The sequence below is a fragment of the Candidatus Pelagibacter sp. HIMB1321 genome, assembly GCF_900177485.1.
Classification (GTDB): Bacteria; Pseudomonadota; Alphaproteobacteria; order Pelagibacterales; family Pelagibacteraceae; genus Pelagibacter.
The window spans coordinates 650,052-666,523 of record NZ_LT840186.1 but is presented as its reverse complement, the minus strand read 5'-3'; the positions used below and the strand labels follow the sequence as shown (position 1 = coordinate 666,523).

Annotated in this window: 25 protein-coding genes and 1 pseudogene; 9 read left to right on the top strand and 17 right to left on the bottom strand. The window is 27.9% G+C overall.

Annotated elements, in window-relative coordinates:
• The first annotated feature begins 124 nt into the window (after positions 1-124).
• Positions 125-724 (top strand): LysE family translocator, encoded by a 600-nt coding sequence (locus B9N70_RS03710; protein ID WP_085114464.1) that lies wholly within the window; start codon positions 125-127, stop codon positions 722-724.
• Between the two features lie 79 nt (positions 725-803).
• On the opposite strand, the gene B9N70_RS03705 is transcribed toward B9N70_RS03710, so the two are convergent.
• The 14 genes and pseudogenes from B9N70_RS03705 to rfbB all read right to left on the bottom strand — a co-directional run bounded on the left by B9N70_RS03705 (position 804) and on the right by rfbB (position 7,933).
• Positions 804-1,358: a hypothetical protein gene (locus tag B9N70_RS03705; protein WP_085114463.1), complete on the bottom strand. Its 555-nt coding sequence runs from the start codon at positions 1,356-1,358 to the stop codon at positions 804-806.
• A 16-nt stretch (positions 1,359-1,374) separates the two neighbouring features.
• On the bottom strand, positions 1,375-1,599 hold the full coding sequence (locus B9N70_RS03700; RefSeq protein ID WP_085114462.1) for a DUF2798 domain-containing protein: 225 nt from the start codon (positions 1,597-1,599) through the stop codon (positions 1,375-1,377).
• Entirely contained in the window at positions 1,600-2,190 is a 591-nt protein-coding gene (locus B9N70_RS03695; protein WP_085114461.1) for a 2-hydroxychromene-2-carboxylate isomerase, read from the bottom strand. It abuts the gene before it with no gap.
• A gap of 3 nt (positions 2,191-2,193) precedes the next feature.
• Positions 2,194-2,511, bottom strand: a complete 318-nt coding sequence (locus B9N70_RS03690) for a nuclear transport factor 2 family protein (protein WP_085114460.1) — start codon at positions 2,509-2,511, stop codon at positions 2,194-2,196.
• Between the two features lie 10 nt (positions 2,512-2,521).
• Entirely contained in the window at positions 2,522-2,944 is a 423-nt protein-coding gene (locus tag B9N70_RS03685; protein ID WP_085114459.1) for a hypothetical protein, read from the bottom strand.
• A 17-nt stretch (positions 2,945-2,961) separates the two neighbouring features.
• Positions 2,962-3,333: a hypothetical protein gene (locus tag B9N70_RS03680; RefSeq protein WP_085114458.1), complete on the bottom strand. Its 372-nt coding sequence runs from the start codon at positions 3,331-3,333 to the stop codon at positions 2,962-2,964.
• On the bottom strand, positions 3,326-3,640 hold the full coding sequence (locus B9N70_RS03675; protein ID WP_085114457.1) for a hypothetical protein: 315 nt from the start codon (positions 3,638-3,640) through the stop codon (positions 3,326-3,328). The genes B9N70_RS03680 and B9N70_RS03675 overlap by 8 nt, the downstream gene beginning before the upstream one ends.
• Entirely contained in the window at positions 3,640-3,885 is a 246-nt protein-coding gene (locus B9N70_RS03670; protein ID WP_172819949.1) for a hypothetical protein, read from the bottom strand. Before B9N70_RS03670 ends, B9N70_RS03675 begins: the two co-directional genes overlap by 1 nt.
• 49 nt (positions 3,886-3,934) lie before the next feature.
• Complete coding sequence (locus tag B9N70_RS03665; RefSeq protein WP_085114455.1) at positions 3,935-4,219, bottom strand: hypothetical protein; 285 nt, start codon at positions 4,217-4,219, stop codon at positions 3,935-3,937.
• A 79-nt stretch (positions 4,220-4,298) separates the two neighbouring features.
• A pseudogene (locus B9N70_RS07065) lies at positions 4,299-4,454 on the bottom strand (cysteine synthase A); the annotation flags it as partial.
• 368 nt (positions 4,455-4,822) lie between these two features.
• On the bottom strand, positions 4,823-5,533 hold the full coding sequence (locus tag B9N70_RS03660; protein WP_085114454.1) for a sugar nucleotide-binding protein: 711 nt from the start codon (positions 5,531-5,533) through the stop codon (positions 4,823-4,825).
• Positions 5,530-6,054, bottom strand: coding sequence for a dTDP-4-dehydrorhamnose 3,5-epimerase (gene rfbC, locus B9N70_RS03655; protein ID WP_172819948.1), 525 nt, complete (start codon positions 6,052-6,054; stop codon positions 5,530-5,532). The genes B9N70_RS03660 and rfbC overlap by 4 nt, the downstream gene beginning before the upstream one ends.
• Positions 6,054-6,920, bottom strand: a complete 867-nt coding sequence (locus B9N70_RS03650) for a sugar nucleotidyltransferase (RefSeq protein ID WP_085114452.1) — start codon at positions 6,918-6,920, stop codon at positions 6,054-6,056. Before B9N70_RS03650 ends, rfbC begins: the two co-directional genes overlap by 1 nt.
• The gene (gene rfbB / locus B9N70_RS03645; RefSeq protein ID WP_085114451.1) at positions 6,917-7,933 is read right to left on the bottom strand and encodes a dTDP-glucose 4,6-dehydratase; all 1,017 of its coding nucleotides are present in this window, start codon (positions 7,931-7,933) and stop codon (positions 6,917-6,919) included. Before rfbB ends, B9N70_RS03650 begins: the two co-directional genes overlap by 4 nt.
• A gap of 39 nt (positions 7,934-7,972) precedes the next feature.
• Between rfbB and B9N70_RS03640 the strand changes: the two genes are divergently transcribed.
• Positions 7,973-8,827: a glycosyltransferase gene (locus B9N70_RS03640; protein WP_085114450.1), complete on the top strand. Its 855-nt coding sequence runs from the start codon at positions 7,973-7,975 to the stop codon at positions 8,825-8,827.
• Here the strand turns inward: B9N70_RS03640 and B9N70_RS03635 are convergent.
• Positions 8,824-9,501 (bottom strand): class I SAM-dependent methyltransferase, encoded by a 678-nt coding sequence (locus tag B9N70_RS03635; RefSeq protein ID WP_085114449.1) that lies wholly within the window; start codon positions 9,499-9,501, stop codon positions 8,824-8,826. The two genes, B9N70_RS03640 and B9N70_RS03635, sit on opposite strands and share 4 nt — an antisense overlap.
• A gap of 6 nt (positions 9,502-9,507) precedes the next feature.
• Entirely contained in the window at positions 9,508-10,035 is a 528-nt protein-coding gene (locus B9N70_RS03630) for an adenine phosphoribosyltransferase (RefSeq protein ID WP_085114448.1), read from the bottom strand.
• Between the two features lie 33 nt (positions 10,036-10,068).
• Here B9N70_RS03630 and B9N70_RS03625 point away from each other — a divergent pair, with 33 nt between their 5' ends.
• From B9N70_RS03625 to B9N70_RS03595, 7 genes are all read left to right on the top strand, one after another.
• A complete protein-coding gene (locus B9N70_RS03625) occupies positions 10,069-10,944 on the top strand; it encodes an S-methyl-5'-thioadenosine phosphorylase (protein ID WP_085114447.1) in 876 nt (291 codons plus the stop codon).
• Positions 10,941-12,011 (top strand): S-methyl-5-thioribose-1-phosphate isomerase, encoded by a 1,071-nt coding sequence (mtnA, locus tag B9N70_RS03620; RefSeq protein ID WP_085114446.1) that lies wholly within the window; start codon positions 10,941-10,943, stop codon positions 12,009-12,011. Before B9N70_RS03625 ends, mtnA begins: the two co-directional genes overlap by 4 nt.
• Positions 12,008-12,673, top strand: coding sequence for a class II aldolase/adducin family protein (locus tag B9N70_RS03615; protein ID WP_085114445.1), 666 nt, complete (start codon positions 12,008-12,010; stop codon positions 12,671-12,673). The genes mtnA and B9N70_RS03615 overlap by 4 nt, the downstream gene beginning before the upstream one ends.
• A 4-nt stretch (positions 12,674-12,677) precedes the next feature.
• Positions 12,678-13,718, top strand: coding sequence for an adenosylmethionine decarboxylase (gene speD, locus B9N70_RS03610; protein WP_085114444.1), 1,041 nt, complete (start codon positions 12,678-12,680; stop codon positions 13,716-13,718).
• A 62-nt stretch (positions 13,719-13,780) separates the two neighbouring features.
• A complete protein-coding gene (locus tag B9N70_RS03605; RefSeq protein ID WP_085114443.1) occupies positions 13,781-14,647 on the top strand; it encodes a transporter substrate-binding domain-containing protein in 867 nt (288 codons plus the stop codon).
• A gap of 45 nt (positions 14,648-14,692) precedes the next feature.
• Complete coding sequence (locus B9N70_RS03600) at positions 14,693-15,385, top strand: ABC transporter permease (protein WP_085114442.1); 693 nt, start codon at positions 14,693-14,695, stop codon at positions 15,383-15,385.
• 1 nt (position 15,386) lies between these two features.
• The gene (locus tag B9N70_RS03595) at positions 15,387-16,064 is read left to right on the top strand and encodes an ABC transporter permease (protein WP_085114441.1); all 678 of its coding nucleotides are present in this window, start codon (positions 15,387-15,389) and stop codon (positions 16,062-16,064) included.
• Here B9N70_RS03595 and B9N70_RS03590 read toward each other — a convergent pair.
• Entirely contained in the window at positions 16,054-16,443 is a 390-nt protein-coding gene (locus B9N70_RS03590) for a DUF6165 family protein (RefSeq protein WP_085114440.1), read from the bottom strand. The two genes, B9N70_RS03595 and B9N70_RS03590, sit on opposite strands and share 11 nt — an antisense overlap.
• Positions 16,444-16,472 lie beyond the last annotated feature (29 nt).

Sequence of the window (16,472 nt, the reverse complement as noted above, 5' to 3'; positions counted from 1 at the left end):
TTAGTTCTTGAACAAGATTCTTTAACTTGACGCAATTGTGATATTTGAAAATGGATGAGAATGTATAAAAAAAATATAAAGGTATAAATTAAAGAATAGTATAAATTTAATCACCTATTAAAATATGACTTTAATTGAAATAGTAGCTTTAATAATTTTCTTATTTCCTCTGGCTTTTAGCCCAGGACCTGGGAACATGTTTTTTGCAGTTAATGGAGCCAGATTTGGTTTTGCTAAAACTTTATCAGCAAATTTTGGTTATCATCTTGCAACTATCATAGTTACTTTTCTTATAGGTTTTGGTTTTAATATATTTTTTTCATTTATTAATGATCAATATCAATACATTCAGATAATTGGATCATTATATGCAATCTATCTTGCCTATAAATTCTTCAAGGCAAGCACATATGAAAATAACAATCAAAATTTAAAATGTACTTTTGTTGATGGAGTTATACTTTTAGTATTTAACCCAAAAGCTTATGTGATAATTTCTTTAATGTTCACAATCTTTTTAGACGGTTCTCAAAGCTTAATGAGAATAATTTTAATCAGTACAATTTTTACAATTAATAACTGCGTGTCATTTACTCTGTGGACATTATTTGGTGACTTAATAGGTGCAAAATTTAGAAATGAAAAATATTCTAAAATATTAAACAAAATCTTCTCATTGTCTTTGTTTTTGGTTGGTATATGGATGCTTACTATTAAAATTTAAATAAACAAAAATACAAATTATATATAAAAATATTTTATCATTTCCTTCTCCAACAGTGCTCCAATGACATTGGTTTTTCTTATTTTATTATTTCGTACTCAAAGTTTTGAGTAGTTTCATTGATCTGCAAAAGTTTTGCGCCATTTCTTGAATGAAAGTTTGTTGCCATTTCTGTAAGAGGAGAGAGTGTAACTAATCGATTTAGATGGTTAGATTTTTTTATTTTTTTAAATACTTCTTTAACAATTAATTTCCCTCCACCTTTTTTCTTTGACCAAACTGTATAAGCAATAGCTATTTGACCAACATTTTGATCTCTAAGAGCGCTTTGTAAAAATGCATCGTGACTTAGCTTATCTAATTCTTCTACTGATTTTGGGATATTATTTGTATATGCAAAACACATTACGGCATGTATTTCACCTTTATATTTTACCCCAAATATCTTTCTTCCATGATTAGTTCTGAATTTGTTATCTAATTCAGGTCTTATAGGATCTTCTGATGTATCACACTCTTTTAGCTCAACTAATTCTGCACCTTTTATCCAATCAAAAAAGTTTGTAACTTTATCTTTTAAAATTTGTTGTTGTTTTATTATTTTTGCTCTTATTTTGTTTGTTTCTTTAACCATTTATTTTTTTTATCTTTTAATTGTTGGTAATCTTATCTACAAATTTTTGCACTAACGGAGCTACTATTGTTGTTGCTATCATTGCTACTGGTAAACTTATTGACCAAGCTTTTAAAAATCTTTTAAAATAAAGCTCATCATAACCTGTATTTATAAAAGTTATAATTAGTGTCATCATCAAACTCATTCCAAAACCCATTAAAAAAATAAATAAAAATTTAGAATATTTTTTAGAAATCATTTAATTTTTAGAAAATTTGACAGCATCTTCTAAACGATCATCACCCCAAAAGATTTCTTCACCAACAACAAGTGTAGGGCTACCAAATATTTTTAGTTTTCTGGCACCTTCAGTATTGTTTAAATATTCTGTCTCTATTTCTTTACTTTTTGCTTTTGAAATTATTTCATTTTTATCTAATTTTAATTCATCACAAACTTCAGATATATTTGGTTCTATCGCTGGCTCTTTTCCTTCTTGAAACCATTTTTTGTAGCTTAATCTTACATATTGAATACCCCATCCATTAGATAAACCTAGAATTGCTATCTGATTTGCTAAATCAAATTCAGAAAGTGGATAAGGAACAGGTGTTTTTGCAAAAAAACCATATCCAGCTGATCTTCTTTCAATATCTCTCCACATATAATTAACTTTATTCATTTTGTCTTTTGGGAAAGGAATATTATTCATTTCCTTCATAATTGCTCTAACACTAAATGGTTTCCAATTAAATTTAACTTGATATTGATTTTCAACATCAAGAATTCTTGTAACTGAGAGATAAGTATAAGTACTACCTATAGAAAAATAAAAATCTATTTCTTTCACTGATTAAGAAAGTTTTGTTGCACCAGTTTCTAAAGAAATAATTCTTCCATCTTTATATTTATAAACTGCCATCACAGCTTCTTTGTTACCATCATTAAAAGTTACAAACGAGTGATGAACACCAACTTCATCATTTTCATAGACAATTCTGTCTTTTTCTTGATTAATATCACCGCTCATTGCCCATTTGATTACATCATTTTTGCTTAAAGAATTTCCTGATTTATGCATTATAAATTTAAAGTCGTCATGCAAGAGATTATTTAAAGTTGCTTCATCTTTATTTTTTATTGCGCTTATATATTTTTCTAACACTGACATATATCTCCTTTTAGTAAGTTATATAAATTTTATCTGCAAAGCCGTAGCACATTAGTGCACTAAGAACTGTTAAAACTAATGGAGCATAGATAGCTTCATCTGAAGTTTTATCTGTATGCCCAAGTTTATTTATTTTTGTATTATAAAAACCAACAATGAACGCAGAAAGGTTTTGTAAGAATATTACATTAAAAAAAGCCCATGTATCATCTAAACCATTAGGTCTAATGAATCCAACATAGATAGCCATAATTACAGAGCCAAAAAATATTGATCCAAAAAATCTGACCATTCCAGCACCAGTATCATCAATGCCATATTGATCTAAAAAGGATTTAGTTTGAAAGACACATCTAAATCCATAATAAGCAAACCCAATAAAATGAATTATAAAGATTGCAAAGAAAATTATTCCATTAAATTTTTCAAACATATTATTCCTTTCTTAATTTAATAAACTCCAGAGTTTACTATTTTTAGTATTTCTTCTTTTGAATTTGAGATTGTTTTGTAGACAAAATCATCACATTTTTTAACTTTATCTCCTTCATAAGGTTGCCCATATAGCTCATCTACTATAGCTAATAGATCCTTATTTAACTTATCCTCGTTAAGTCCTGTCTTTAACAAATGAGAATTAAGAAACTTTTTTGCAGCTATTGAATGAACTATCTTGTCTAATTCTAATTGACCTTGTGGTATCATGCTATAAGTGTAATAAATTCCAGCACAATCTACCAATTTTTTTTGATCATTTGTTTCTGCGACTGAGCAAAATGGATAAATTAAAATCCCAAAAATTATAAAAGTTTTTTTAATCATTAAAAATTATCCTAAATTCATCTTGCATTGTTCCTTCTTTAAATACACCTTCCATTTTTTTCATAAGTTCAGCATATTTTGGATCCGAGGACATATTTGAATCTCTTTCCATTGCTTTTTCATCAAAGTGTTCACCAATAACTGTTTCTCTTATAGCTCTTGGGTTACCACCAATTTGTATTGAAAAATAAACCTCATGATCTGGATAATGTTTCTTTCTTACCTCAGCTAAGCCTTTTGATATTTCCATAGCTTCACTTAGTTTATGATCATAAACGCCAATAGTTCTTGTATATATTGCTTTCATTACTTATTGTAATCCATTACATCGTCATTACACTCAACGAATTTGTGAGGTTCAAAAAAATCATTCATTTGACCTAGTTGATTTTTTATAGCTTCAGGATCAGTTCCTTTCCACCAGCAAAACATCTCCATAGTATCCCCTGGAGTATTCCAAGTCATTTGACATGCTGCTTTATCACTTGTCATTGATTTAACAATATCTTCCATTTTCATAGAAGCTACTGTTTCACTAAATTTATCTTTCATTTCTTTTGATTTAAAAGTGTGCGTTACCATATAGTTTTTCATATTTCCCCTATTTTACCTTTGTTAAATTATAAATTGAATAGCTATCTAAAACAGCATCCATGATTGGTTTTGATACTTCTGTACCTTCAATAAACTTATTTAAAGCAGCTTCATCAGTGCAGAAAATTTTGAACATAACTGTACTTTTATCTGGAGTAACTGTTCCAATTGTTTTTTCCACTACTGCAACTTTTGCTCTTTCTGCTAAACCTTCAGGTGATTGCATGAAACCCATAAATTTTTCAAACATGCCTTCTTTTAATTTAGCAACTACTAACATTTCTTTTTCCATTTGTTCTCCTTTTTGAGGTTAACTTAAGACTAAACTATAATGAAAGTGTAACTGTTTTATTACAATGCTGCTATGTGCATTATAGCCAATTTGGAAAAGGTAGGTTTTTTGACTGTAAAAACTCTTTATTAAACATCTTCGAGTTGTATGTGTCTGATTTGTCACAGAGAATTGTAACAATTGTTTTTCCTGGTCCTAATTCTTTTCCAAGTCTTATTGCTCCAGCAATTAAAATTTCAATATTCATAACAAAATCTTAATATTTTCATTTTTAATAACAAGATAATTGTTGGTTAAAAAATAACTTAAATTTGATATATTTATTTAACCTCAGATAGTTTTTTTTATATAAAATCCTTGATCATAACTGAGACTGCAGATTAATTTCTGCAGTCTCACCCTTAATATTAAATTATCCTGCTCCAATAGTGCGTCAATGACATTGGTTCTTGACTAAGATTCTTTAATTTGATTCAATATGCTTAGAAAGGAAAGAGAGCATTTACAGGAGTAATTGTTCTAGAGGTACGCTCAAGGGTTCATGGCGATAGACTCATAAGCCCGAGGTCAGTGGTTCGATCCCACTTCCCGCTACCAATAACATTATTTTTTCTTGAGAATTTTTTTGAGTTTTTTTAGATTCATTGTCTGATTAAGTGGAAGTTTGTTCGTTTTAGGAGATTTTATACTTTTAACTTTTTTATTAAAAGTTTTTGCAAATGAATATACAGACTGAGATTTTCCCCCAACATTTATTACACCCGTTTGATTGATAAGTTTTGGTAATATTTTAACTAAATCTTCATGAAATAAAAAATTAGACTTTAAATTTGTATAAGCTTGTTGAAATTTAAATGGTTTTTCAGTCATTGTGATTCTGAGGATCAATGAGTTTTTATACATTTTCACTGCACATTCGCCACCAAGTTTAGATAAACCATAGTTATTAAATGGTTTTACTGGATCTTTTTCAGAATAGTTGCCCTTAGTGCCCTCATAAACATAACCAGTTGAGAAATAAACTAACTTTATTTTAAATTTTTTACATATTTTAACAACATTTGCTGTGCCTATGATATTTAAATCAATACTTTTAATAATATTTTTTTCATGAATGTTCATAGGTCTAGATAGACCAGCACAATGAATAATTATCTTTGGTTTAATTTTCTTAATTATTTTTTCTAGGGATTTTAAGTCTAAAATATTACATTCTTTTTTTGAGGCAAAAAATAGATTTAATAAAATATTTTGTTTTTTTAGAATCTTAGCAAACCTTCCATCTCCACCAGTTACTAAAATTTTATCATTCATTTTTTTTTGTTTTCAAATTCTGAAATACTTATTCCATTTTTATCCTTTTCGGAGAGAATAAATTTTTTTTTTGGCCATTTAATTTCTAAACTTTTATCGTTATATTGAATTGTTAATTCTGATTTTTCATCTCTATAATGGTTACAACTATAAACAATGAAGTTTTCTTTGTCTAAAGAGAGAAATCCATGTGCAAAACCTGCTGGTATAAATATAGATTTTGAGTTTTTTTCGCTTAAGATTGAAGAAAAAACCTTTTTGTAAGTTTTAGATTTTTTTCTTAAATCAACGGCGACATCAAAAATTCTACCTTTAACTACTGTAATAAATTTTGCCTGTGAATTTTTAGTTTGCAAATGCAAACCTCTTAAAACATTTTTTTTTGAATAAGACATTACATGGAAGGGAAATTTTTTCTTTATTATATTTTCCCGGATTAATTCTTTAAAATATCCTCTTTTGTCATGAAAAGCTTTATTTTTAATAAGATAAAGATCTTTAAATTTTGTTTTTATAATCATCAAGAGATTATTTTTTTGAGATATTTGGAATAGTCACATTTTCCATAAAATTTTATTGAGGAAAGAATATCTTTTTTTTTAATCCAACCATTGTTAAAAGCTATTTCCTCTATGCAGGCAATTTTAAATCCTTGACGATTTTCTATTGCAGATACAAAATTTGTGGTCTTATAAAAATCATCAATTGAACCTGTATCTAACCAAGCACCACCTCTCCCAATAAAATCAGCACTTAATTTATTTTTTTTCTTGTATTCGTTTAAAATATCAGTGATTTCCAATTCATTTCTAGCTGATGGTTTTAATTTTGATGCATATTTTACAACATTATTATCAAAAAAATATAAACCAGTTATTGCAAGATCAGATAAGAATTTTTTGGGTTTTTCTTTTATAGATAATATTTTATTTTTTTTTACTTTAGCGACTCCAAATTTTTCAGGATTTGCCACTTTATGAAGAATGGCTTTAGCACCACTTTTTAATTGCACACATTTTTTAAGCATCGTGGTTAAAGATTGACCGTAAAAGAAGTTATCGCCTAAAATTAGTGCAACATTTTCTTTTTTTATAAATTCTTTTCCTATTATAAAAGCATCAGGAAGACCTTTAGGTTTTTCTTGCTCCGCATATTCAATCTTTATTCCAAGTCTTTTGCCATCAGGGATAATTTTTTTATATTGATCTAACTGTCCTTTATTAACGATGATCAAGATCTCTTTAATTTTAGCCAACATAAGTATTGAAAGTGGATAAAAAATTAGAGGTTTATCGTAAATTGGGAGTAATTGTTTATTGACTGCTTTAGTCAAAGGACTCATCCTTGTTCCAAGACCACCAGCAAGAATTATACCTTTTCTTATCATCCTTTACCCAACCTTTTAGTAATATGATTTTTTTTTATTGTCATAAAATATTTTTTATTATCTAAATACCATTTAAATGTCTCTTCTAAACCTTTTTCAATTTTAATTTTTGACTTCCATTTTATTTCTTTTTTAATTTTATTACTATTCAATGCGTACCTAACATCATGTCCAGGTCTATCTTTTATAAACCTAATTCTTGTATCTTTACCAAGAGCCATATATTTTTTAGCAATTTTAATAAGTAAATTTGTAATTTTAAAATTTGAAAAGTTTATCCCAGAACCAATGTTATAAAATTCACCTGGTTTTCCTTTAGTAGCAACTTGATGTAAGGCTGTGCAGTGATCTGCAACATGCAGCCACTCACGAGAATTTTTTCCATTTCCATAAAGTGGCAAAGGTAAGTTATTTAAAATATTATATATCAGTTTAGGAATTAATTTTTCAGGGTGTTGTTTAGGTCCATAATTGTTTGAACAATTAGTTACTAAAAAAGGTAATTTATAAGTTCTATAATATGAATAGACCAAGTGGTCTGAAGCAGCTTTAGAAGCTGCATAAGGTGAACTTGGTTTATAAGGGTAATCTTCATTTGATCTTCCATACAAAATATCTCCATAGACTTCATCAGTAGAGATATGGATTAATTTAAATGATTTATTACTTTTATAGAAACTTCTTAAGCATTCTAAAAATTTGAATAAACTAACTATATTGCTGTTGATAAAATTTTTTGGGCCATCGATAGATCTATCTACATGTGTTTCTGCAGCTAAATTATAGATAAATTTTGGCTTATATTTTTTTAATATTTTTAAAATTTTAAGTCTGTTGCCAATATCAGTTTTAATAAATTTATAATTTTTTGAATGATCTTTAACATTATAAAAATTTGATGAATAAGTAACCTTATCTAAATTGATAACAAAATATTTTTTTTTAATTAGCAAATCTATTAAATTACTTCCAATAAACCCTAAACCGCCTGTAACAATGATATTTCTATTCATTTTTAAGATTACTCTTATAATATAATGAAAAATTTTTAAATGAATTTCAAAGATATAACCGTTGGTATAGTTACTTTTAACAGTGAAAAGGTTATTTTTGAATGTTTAAAAAGCATAAAAAAAATCAAAAAAATTATTATTTTTGATAATTCAAACGATCTTACTTTAAAAAAAAAAATTTTATCTCAATTTCCAAATATCAAATTTATACTTTCAAAGAAAAACATTGGGTATGGTGCTGGTAATAATAAAATTATAAATCTATGTAAAACTAAATATCTATTCATTTTAAACCCAGACACTATTTTAAAAAGAAATTGTGAAAATGAATTATTAAAAACACTCAATGAAATTGATAATTCAGATCTTTCAATTCTAGCTCCCATATCAAATGATAAAAATTATGGTTTTTTTAATGATTTAAAAAAGTTTGAAACAAAAAAAAAATTCAAAGTTAGTTATGTTAAGGGTTTTGCAATGCTAGTTGATATTAAAAAAATTCAAAGTATTAGAAAATTTGATGAAAATTTTTTTCTTTATTTAGAAGAAATTGATTTATGCAAACGTTTAGTAAAAAAAGGGTATTCAATTTATGTAACTAAAACTGCTAAAATTAAACATTTAGCAGCACAATCATCAAACTTAGGTTTTGAATTTGAAAAATGTAGAAATTGGCATTGGATGTGGTCGAGTTTTTATTTTTATAAAAAAAATAATTCTCATTTATCAGCAATAATTAAATTTTTTCCCCAACTTTTATTTCTCTCTTTGAAATTTATTTTTAATTTGATGCTAATGAATAGAGAAAAGATGATAAAAAATCTTTTTAGATTTTTAGGCTTACTGAATGCTATAATTGGGAAAAGTTCCTGGTATAGACCAAAATTTTATTAAAACTTTTTTTTAAACTCATCTAAATTTATAACTCTCATATACTCTTTGTAGTTATTAAAATAATCTTTGAATTTAAGTTTTTCTATTTCAGTCGAAAGTTTTAATATTGAAGTATTATTTCTTTTTTTAATTATACCGATGCCTTGATCCATTTCACATGTATAGATATCTAGATCTGGATTCTGTCTCAAATCTACAATTGCCTTCCAAACATCTCCATTCCACTGCATTTTATATCTTGGCACAGCTTGTTTAGACATTGTGTCTGGCAAGCAATCGTGTACTAGTATTATTCCATTGGTATTTAAAAATTTGACTGAGTTTAAGATATCCTTCTTAACTTGAGCGTAAGTATGCAAGCCATCAATAAATACTAAATCAAAACTCTTATTATTTTCTAAGAAGAAGTCGTCACTTGTTTTTCTTACATTTCCACCACTATAAGGATCTACTCCTATTTTATTTTTTAATTTGATCCTTGAAAATAATTGATCTCTATCACATCCAATTTCTAAATAATCTTTGTAATCATACTTTTTAATTAAGTAATCAATTAAATCCCATCTAAAGTAATCTTGGGGGAAATCATAAACTACCTTTTCTTTAAAATTTTCTATAAAAAGTTCATAATAAAACTTATTAAATATTTTCTTCAGTGGATTAAGTTTTTCCATATAATTTTAGTGCCCTGGAAAATTTATAAGATTTTCAACTTTGTAGCCATTATTGATAAGATTATCTGACCCTTTAAGATCAAATAAGTTTATCACAAAAATAAAACAACATACTTTACCACCTGAAATTTCTACAAGTTTTGCAGCAGCTTCGGCTGTACCCCCAGTAGCTATTAAGTCATCTATGATTAAAATATTTTCATCTTTTTCAACTGAATCTTTGTGCATTTCTATAGTCGCAGTTCCATATTCTAATTCAAAATCTACAGAGTGCACGTCTGCTGGTAATTTATTTTTTTTTCTCAATAGAATGAAAGGTTTTTTTAGGAGATATGATACAGCGGAGGCAAAAACGAAACCCCGTGATTCAATTGCTGCAATTTTATCAATCTTATATTTCTTAGATCTTTCTATTATTTGATCAATAGTTTCAGAGAAAGCTTTTTCATTCTTAATTAATGTTGTTATATCCCTAAATAATATTCCTTTTTTTGGATAGTCTTTAATTGATCTAATATGTTCTTTTAAATTCATAAGTATAAATTATAATTAAATTATATTTTGGTTATGACAATAAATAAATTAGCAATAATCGGTGGTAGTGGCTTATACGATGTTGAAGAATTTAAAGAAAGAGAACTAATTTCTCTTCTTGATACCCCTTGGGGAAAACCATCTGATGAAATACTTAAAACCAAATACAATGACAATGAAGTATATTTTCTTCCAAGACATGGAAGAGGTCATTTTATTTCACCAACAAAAATAAATTTTAGAGCAAATATTGATGCCTTAAAACAATTAGGTGTGAGCGATATAGTATCTGTTTCAGCTGTTGGATCTCTAAAAGAAAATTTACCACCTGGTAAATTTGTAATTGTTGATCAGTTTATTGATAGAACTTTTGCAAGAGAAAAAACTTTTTTTGAAGATGAAATTGTTGCACATGTTTCAATGGCACATCCGACTTCAAATGGTCTTATGAATGCTTGTGAAGATGCAATAAAAAAATCAAATATAGATTATCAGAGAAATGGGACTTATGTTGTAATGGAAGGACCTCAGTTTTCAACTTTAGCAGAGTCTAATTTATATAGATCTTGGAATGCAGATGTTATTGGAATGACCAATATGCCAGAAGCTAAACTTGCAAGAGAGGCAGAGATTAGATACGCATCTGTTTCAATGGTTACTGATTTTGATTGTTGGCATCCAAATCATGAAAATGTTGATGTTCAGCAAGTTATTAAAATTTTATTAAGTAATGCTGAAAAAGCTAAAGTAATGATTAAAAATTTGATTGATAACTATCAAAGCCATATTGATCCAAATGATCCAACAAATAATTGTTTAGATGTTGCAATTATAACATCTCCAGAAAAAAGAACTAAAGAAACCATTAAAAAACTTGGCACTGTCGCAGGCCGAGTTTTAAATAAATGAAAATTGAAGGTAAAAATTACAAAACCATCTGGTTTGAAAATAACTTAGTTAAAATTATAGATCAAACTAAGCTTCCTCATAAGTTTGAAATAAAAAAGCTTAAAACTTGCAATGATGCTGTTAATGCTATCAAAATCATGGAAGTTAGAGGTGCTCCACTAATTGGTGCTACTGCAGCTTACGGATTAGTCTTGTCGGTTATAGAGAATAACGATCTAAGTTTTTTAAAAAAATCATCTGAAGAATTGATTAATTCTCGACCAACAGCAATAAATTTAAAATGGGCTGTAGATCGAATGATGGCAAAATTAATTGTTGCTGAAAAAAATAAAATTTTAGAACTTGCTATTAATGAAGCAAAAAATATTTGTGATGAAGATGAAAAATTTTGTAATGAAATTGGTTTAAATGGACTTACTTTAATTGAAGAGATTTATAAAAAGAAAAATAAAACAGTTAATATTTTAACTCATTGTAATGCAGGATGGCTCGCTACAATTAATTGGGGCACAGCTACATCTCCAATTTATCATGCACATAAAAAAGGTATTCCAGTTCATGTTTGGGTTGATGAGACAAGACCAAGAAACCAAGGTGCAAATTTAACCTCATTTGAATTAAATGAAGAGGGAATAAATAATACAATAATAGCAGATAATACCGGTGGCATATTAATGCAAAGAGGAGAAGTAGATATGTGTATTGTTGGAACAGATAGAACCTTATCTAATGGAGATGTTTGTAATAAAATTGGAACTTATTTAAAAGCTCTAGCAGCTTTTGACAATAATATTCCTTTTTATGTGGCGTTACCAAGCTCAACAATTGATTGGACGATTAAAGATCACAATCAAATTCCAATAGAAGAGAGAAATTCTGAGGAATTATCACATATAGAAGGTTTTGATAATCAGGGAGAAATTAAAAAGATACAAATCTATTCAAAAAAAAGTAAATCTTTAAATTTAGCTTTTGACGTAACGCCAGCAAAGTATGTAACAAAATTAATTACAGAAAAAGGGATCTGTGATGCTTCTTCAGAGGGATTAAATAATTTATTTAAATGAAAAATTTAAAAGAAAGAGAAGAAGTAATTGAGTATTCAATTAAACTTAATACAACAAATTTATCTCCTTTAAGATCTGGAAATATTTCAGTTAGAGGTTTTGAAGATGACAAAGAAGGTTTTTTTATTACTCCTTCTGGTAAAAAGTATGAAAGCCTGAAACCTGAAGATATAGTATTTCTCTCTTTGGATGAAGAGAAAGATTTTTTAGCGTGGTTCAATTCTGGAAAAAATCCTTCTTCAGAATGGAGATTTCATCAAGATATTTATAAAAATAAATGGGAAGCTAAAGCAATTGTTCATGCGCATTCACCACATGCTTCTGCAATTTCTACACATAGAAAATCAATACCACCATTTCATTACATGATTGCTCTCGCAGGAGGTGAAAATATAAGATGCTCTGAATATGCCACTTTTGGTACACACGAGTTATCAATGAATATTATTAAAGCCTTAAAAGACAGAAAAGCATGTTTGATGTCTAATCACGGTCAAGTTGCTTTTGGTGAAAATTTATCCAAAGCTTTTGAACTTGCTCAAGAGGTAGAAAATATTTGCTATCAATATGTTATTGCTTTAAAGATGGGCGAACCTAAAATTCTTTCATTTCAAGAAATGAAAAAAATTTTAGATAAAGTAAAAAATTATAAAAGCGGTTAGTTTTATGACTAAAGTTGGTGAGCATATTACTTTAGATATTATTGGTACAACAAAAGAATACGATCCTTCTATCTACGAGAAAGTTATTAAAGAAATCGCAGCAGCCGCAAAAGTTACAATTTTAAATATCTCTAAGTATAAATTTGAACCACAAGGTTTTACAATTTTGGCATTACTTGCGGAAAGTCATATTAGCTTTCACACATTCCCTGAAAAAGGAATAATAAGTTTTGATTTTTTTACATGTGGAAAAGTTAGCCCCTCTATAGCTTTAGAAATTGTTAAAAAAGAATTTAAACATAAAAGAATTGTTAAAAAGGAATTTAACAGAGATACCAAATCTCTTTATCACGACATTTATAGCTCGCCAGGTTTGCAAAAATCTTATGTAGTAAATGATGTTTTAGAAGATTTTAAATCTAAAGTTGGTCAACATATTGAAATATTAGAATTAGAACAGTTTGGTAAATCTTTATTCATTGATGGAGAGATCCAAGTTGCAAGTAATGATGAACATCTTTATAGCTCAACTTTTGTTGGAGCTGGACTTAAACTAAATCAACAAAATGAAAGAGCTGCAATAATTGGTGGTGGAGATGGAGGTGTTGCAAGAGAATGTATTTCAAAAAATTTTAATTTCGTAGATTGGTATGAATTAGATCCAGAAGTAGTGGATGTATGCAATAAACACTTAGGTGAAATTGGTAATAAATCTACAGAAAAAAATTCAGTTAAATGTGTTTGGGGAGATGCTTTTGAGAGTATAAAGTCAGTAGAAGATGATACTTATGATCATATTTTTGTAGATTTAAATGATGATCAATTTTGTATTGATTTAGCGGCAAAAAATATGGACTCACTTGTAAGAATACTAAAACCAAAAGGTGTAATTACTGCACAAGTTGGATCTCAAGACAAAAAACCTCAACAAGTTGATAACTGGTTAAATGTATTTAACCATCATTTTGGAAATACTAAATTATCTAGAGTATATATCCCAAGTTTTGATTGTTCTTGGAATTTTTCATCATCCATCAATCATTAATTTTTCTTTTTAAAATCATCAAATTATGGAATAATTAATTATTAAATTAATTAGGAGAAATAATGAATAAATTTAAAAAAACTATTTTTTCAGTTTTGGCATCTCTATTAATTATCGGAAATGTAAATGCATCTGATAAAATTAAGATTGCAACTGAAGGCGCTTACCCTCCATGGAATTCAAAAAATGAAGCTGGAAAATTAATTGGCTTTGAAGTTGAATTGGCTTGGTCACTTTGCAGATATATTGGGAGACAATGTGAAATTGTTGAGCAAGATTGGGATGGAATGATACCTGCTTTACAATTAAGAAAATATGATGCGATCATGGCTGGAATGTCAATTACTGATGAAAGAAAAAAAGTAATTACATTTTCACAAGGATATGCAGACGAAGTTGCTTCATTAGCTGTCATGAAAGGATCTGATTTAGAAGGTATGGAAACTCCTGCTGGAATAAATCTTACAAAGCCTGATAGTGCTGCAAAAAAAGCTTTAAAAACAATTGAAGCTGGTTTAGCTGGAAAAACAGTTTGTACTCAAACTGGAACAATTCATCAAAACTTCTTAGAGTCTGGTGATGTAGGTAAAATCAATTTAAGAACTTACAAAACTCAAGATGAGGTTAATTTAGACCTAGAAGCTGGAAGATGTGACGTTGCTTTAGCTGCAGCAGTAGCATTTGTTGATTATGCTGAAAAATCTGGAAAACCTGTTGTATTAGTTGGTCCAACATTTTCAGGTGGTGCATTTGGAAATGGAGTTGGTGTTGGTTTGAGACAAGCAGCTCAAATGGGTGAAGACTCAGCTATGGGTAAAAGAGATGCTGAACTTTTAAGAGCATTTAATAAAGCTATAGATCAAGCAAGAAAAGATGGAGTAATTTCTCGACTTGCAATCAAATGGTTTGGCTTTGATGCTTCTATGTAATTAAATTTTTGAAATGGCGGTTAATTTATTAACCGCCTTTTCTATATGGAACTTCTTGTATTTGGAAAAACTGGTTGGGGTGATGAGTTATTCTATGCAACTTTAATGACAATCGCTGTTTCAATAACAGCAATGTTAATTGGTTTTTTTTTCGCTTTAATTTTTACACCACTAAAATTATCAAAACTTAAATTTTTAAATTTTTTTGGAAATTTTTACACAACAGTTATCAGAGGTGTTCCCGAACTACTCGTAATTTATCTTTTCTTTTTTGGAGGTAGTGGTGCAATAATGTATGTAGCATCAATATTTGGATATTATGAATATATTGAAATAAATGCATTTATTACTGGTTCATTAGCAATTGGAATAATTTCAGGAGCATATTCAACAGAGGTATTTAGAGGTGCAGTTCAATCAATTGACAAAGGTCAGTTTGAAGCTGCTAAAGTTTTAGGTCTTAGTAAATTTACTCAATTTTATAAAATTATACTCCCACAAGTTTTAAGACTTGCCATTCCTAATTTAAGTAATGTTTGGCAAATTACTCTAAAAGACACATCATTAATTTCAGTGACAGGTTTAGTTGAAATTATGAGACAATCTTATATTGCAGCAGGCTCAACACGAGATCCTTTATTCTTTTATTCATTTGCTGCAGTTCTTTATCTCTTACTTACTTTTTTAAGTATGAAATTAATTAATAGGTTAGAACTAAAATATAGTAGGGGCTATTAATATGGATTTAGAATTAATATTAAATAGTTTACCAAAATTACTTCCAGCAGCATTAGTTACATTAAAACTTTTAATAAGTTCTTTAATAATAGGTCTAATTATTGGTTTAGGATTTGCTATTCTAAGATTAAATAAAAATATTTTTATAAATAAATTTGCATATGGATATTCATATTTATTTAGAGGAACGCCACTACTTGTTCAGATTTTTATAATCTATTATGGATTAGCTCAAATTGAATATTTACGATCAACATTTTTATGGGCAATCATTAAAGAACCTTATTGGTGTGCAATAATTGCTTTTTCATTAAATACAGGCGCTTATACTTCAGAAATTTTAAGATCAGCTTTTCAGACTATTAAAATAGGACTGATAGAAGCTGGTAAAAGTCTTGGTATTTCAGATAAAATAATTTTTTATAAAATCCAAATTCCAATTGCTATTAGACAATCTTTACCAGCCTATGGAAATGAAATTATCTTAATGCTTAAAGGTACATCACTTGCAAGCACTGTTACTTTAATGGATCTAACAGGGGTTGCTAAATATATAATTTCAACAACATTTAAACCAATTGAAGTGTTTATTGTTGCTGGAAGTATTTATCTATTTATGACTTTTTGTATTCACAACTTAATCAAATTTTTAGAAAAAAAATATAGTTTTAGTAACTAGTATATTCTTTAATTTCTTTTATTTTTGAACCTGTATGATTGTTCATTTCAAGCTTTATTTTAGCTCGATCATCATTTAAAAAATGTACATCTCTAGAAAGTTTTATAAATTTTTCCCCAAAATTTTTTTCTTTTTCGCATAGTCTTTTGTCATCCTCTATAACCCAAAGTTTTGAATTAATTTCTTTTAAAGACTGGAAAAGTTTTTCTAATTTTTCATCAGTTTTAACATTTTGTTCTAATTGAGATTTTAGTATGGAATGTTCGTCATTAATAAATTTAAGTTTTTCAGGATCTTTAATTTTTTCCTGTTTAATTTCTAAAATTGAAATTTTATCTAAGAGTTCACCAACTGAAACTTCAACTAAAATTTTATTCATAATATTTGATACTATGTTAAGTTAAATAA

Excerpts from the sequence above, each read along its gene's own strand:
- B9N70_RS03710 (WP_085114464.1), top strand. The coding sequence starts at position 125 with ATGACTTTAATTGAAATAGTAGCTTTAATAATTTTCTTATTTCCTCTG.
- B9N70_RS03705 (WP_085114463.1), bottom strand. The coding sequence starts at position 1,358 with ATGGTTAAAGAAACAAACAAAATAAGAGCAAAAATAATAAAACAACAA.
- B9N70_RS03700 (WP_085114462.1), bottom strand. The coding sequence starts at position 1,599 with ATGATTTCTAAAAAATATTCTAAATTTTTATTTATTTTTTTAATGGGT.
- B9N70_RS03690 (WP_085114460.1), bottom strand. The coding sequence starts at position 2,511 with ATGTCAGTGTTAGAAAAATATATAAGCGCAATAAAAAATAAAGATGAA.
- B9N70_RS03685 (WP_085114459.1), bottom strand. The coding sequence starts at position 2,944 with ATGTTTGAAAAATTTAATGGAATAATTTTCTTTGCAATCTTTATAATT.
- B9N70_RS03680 (WP_085114458.1), bottom strand. The coding sequence starts at position 3,333 with ATGATTAAAAAAACTTTTATAATTTTTGGGATTTTAATTTATCCATTT.
- B9N70_RS03675 (WP_085114457.1), bottom strand. The coding sequence starts at position 3,640 with ATGAAAGCAATATATACAAGAACTATTGGCGTTTATGATCATAAACTA.
- B9N70_RS03670 (WP_172819949.1), bottom strand. The coding sequence starts at position 3,885 with ATGAAAGATAAATTTAGTGAAACAGTAGCTTCTATGAAAATGGAAGAT.
- B9N70_RS03665 (WP_085114455.1), bottom strand. The coding sequence starts at position 4,219 with ATGGAAAAAGAAATGTTAGTAGTTGCTAAATTAAAAGAAGGCATGTTT.
- B9N70_RS03660 (WP_085114454.1), bottom strand. The coding sequence starts at position 5,533 with ATGAATGATAAAATTTTAGTAACTGGTGGAGATGGAAGGTTTGCTAAG.
- rfbC (WP_172819948.1), bottom strand. The coding sequence starts at position 6,054 with ATGATTATAAAAACAAAATTTAAAGATCTTTATCTTATTAAAAATAAA.
- B9N70_RS03650 (WP_085114452.1), bottom strand. The coding sequence starts at position 6,920 with ATGATAAGAAAAGGTATAATTCTTGCTGGTGGTCTTGGAACAAGGATG.
- rfbB (WP_085114451.1), bottom strand. The coding sequence starts at position 7,933 with ATGAATAGAAATATCATTGTTACAGGCGGTTTAGGGTTTATTGGAAGT.
- B9N70_RS03640 (WP_085114450.1), top strand. The coding sequence starts at position 7,973 with ATGAATTTCAAAGATATAACCGTTGGTATAGTTACTTTTAACAGTGAA.
- B9N70_RS03635 (WP_085114449.1), bottom strand. The coding sequence starts at position 9,501 with ATGGAAAAACTTAATCCACTGAAGAAAATATTTAATAAGTTTTATTAT.
- B9N70_RS03630 (WP_085114448.1), bottom strand. The coding sequence starts at position 10,035 with ATGAATTTAAAAGAACATATTAGATCAATTAAAGACTATCCAAAAAAA.
- B9N70_RS03625 (WP_085114447.1), top strand. The coding sequence starts at position 10,069 with ATGACAATAAATAAATTAGCAATAATCGGTGGTAGTGGCTTATACGAT.
- mtnA (WP_085114446.1), top strand. The coding sequence starts at position 10,941 with ATGAAAATTGAAGGTAAAAATTACAAAACCATCTGGTTTGAAAATAAC.
- B9N70_RS03615 (WP_085114445.1), top strand. The coding sequence starts at position 12,008 with ATGAAAAATTTAAAAGAAAGAGAAGAAGTAATTGAGTATTCAATTAAA.
- speD (WP_085114444.1), top strand. The coding sequence starts at position 12,678 with ATGACTAAAGTTGGTGAGCATATTACTTTAGATATTATTGGTACAACA.
- B9N70_RS03605 (WP_085114443.1), top strand. The coding sequence starts at position 13,781 with ATGAATAAATTTAAAAAAACTATTTTTTCAGTTTTGGCATCTCTATTA.
- B9N70_RS03600 (WP_085114442.1), top strand. The coding sequence starts at position 14,693 with ATGGAACTTCTTGTATTTGGAAAAACTGGTTGGGGTGATGAGTTATTC.
- B9N70_RS03595 (WP_085114441.1), top strand. The coding sequence starts at position 15,387 with ATGGATTTAGAATTAATATTAAATAGTTTACCAAAATTACTTCCAGCA.
- B9N70_RS03590 (WP_085114440.1), bottom strand. The coding sequence starts at position 16,443 with ATGAATAAAATTTTAGTTGAAGTTTCAGTTGGTGAACTCTTAGATAAA.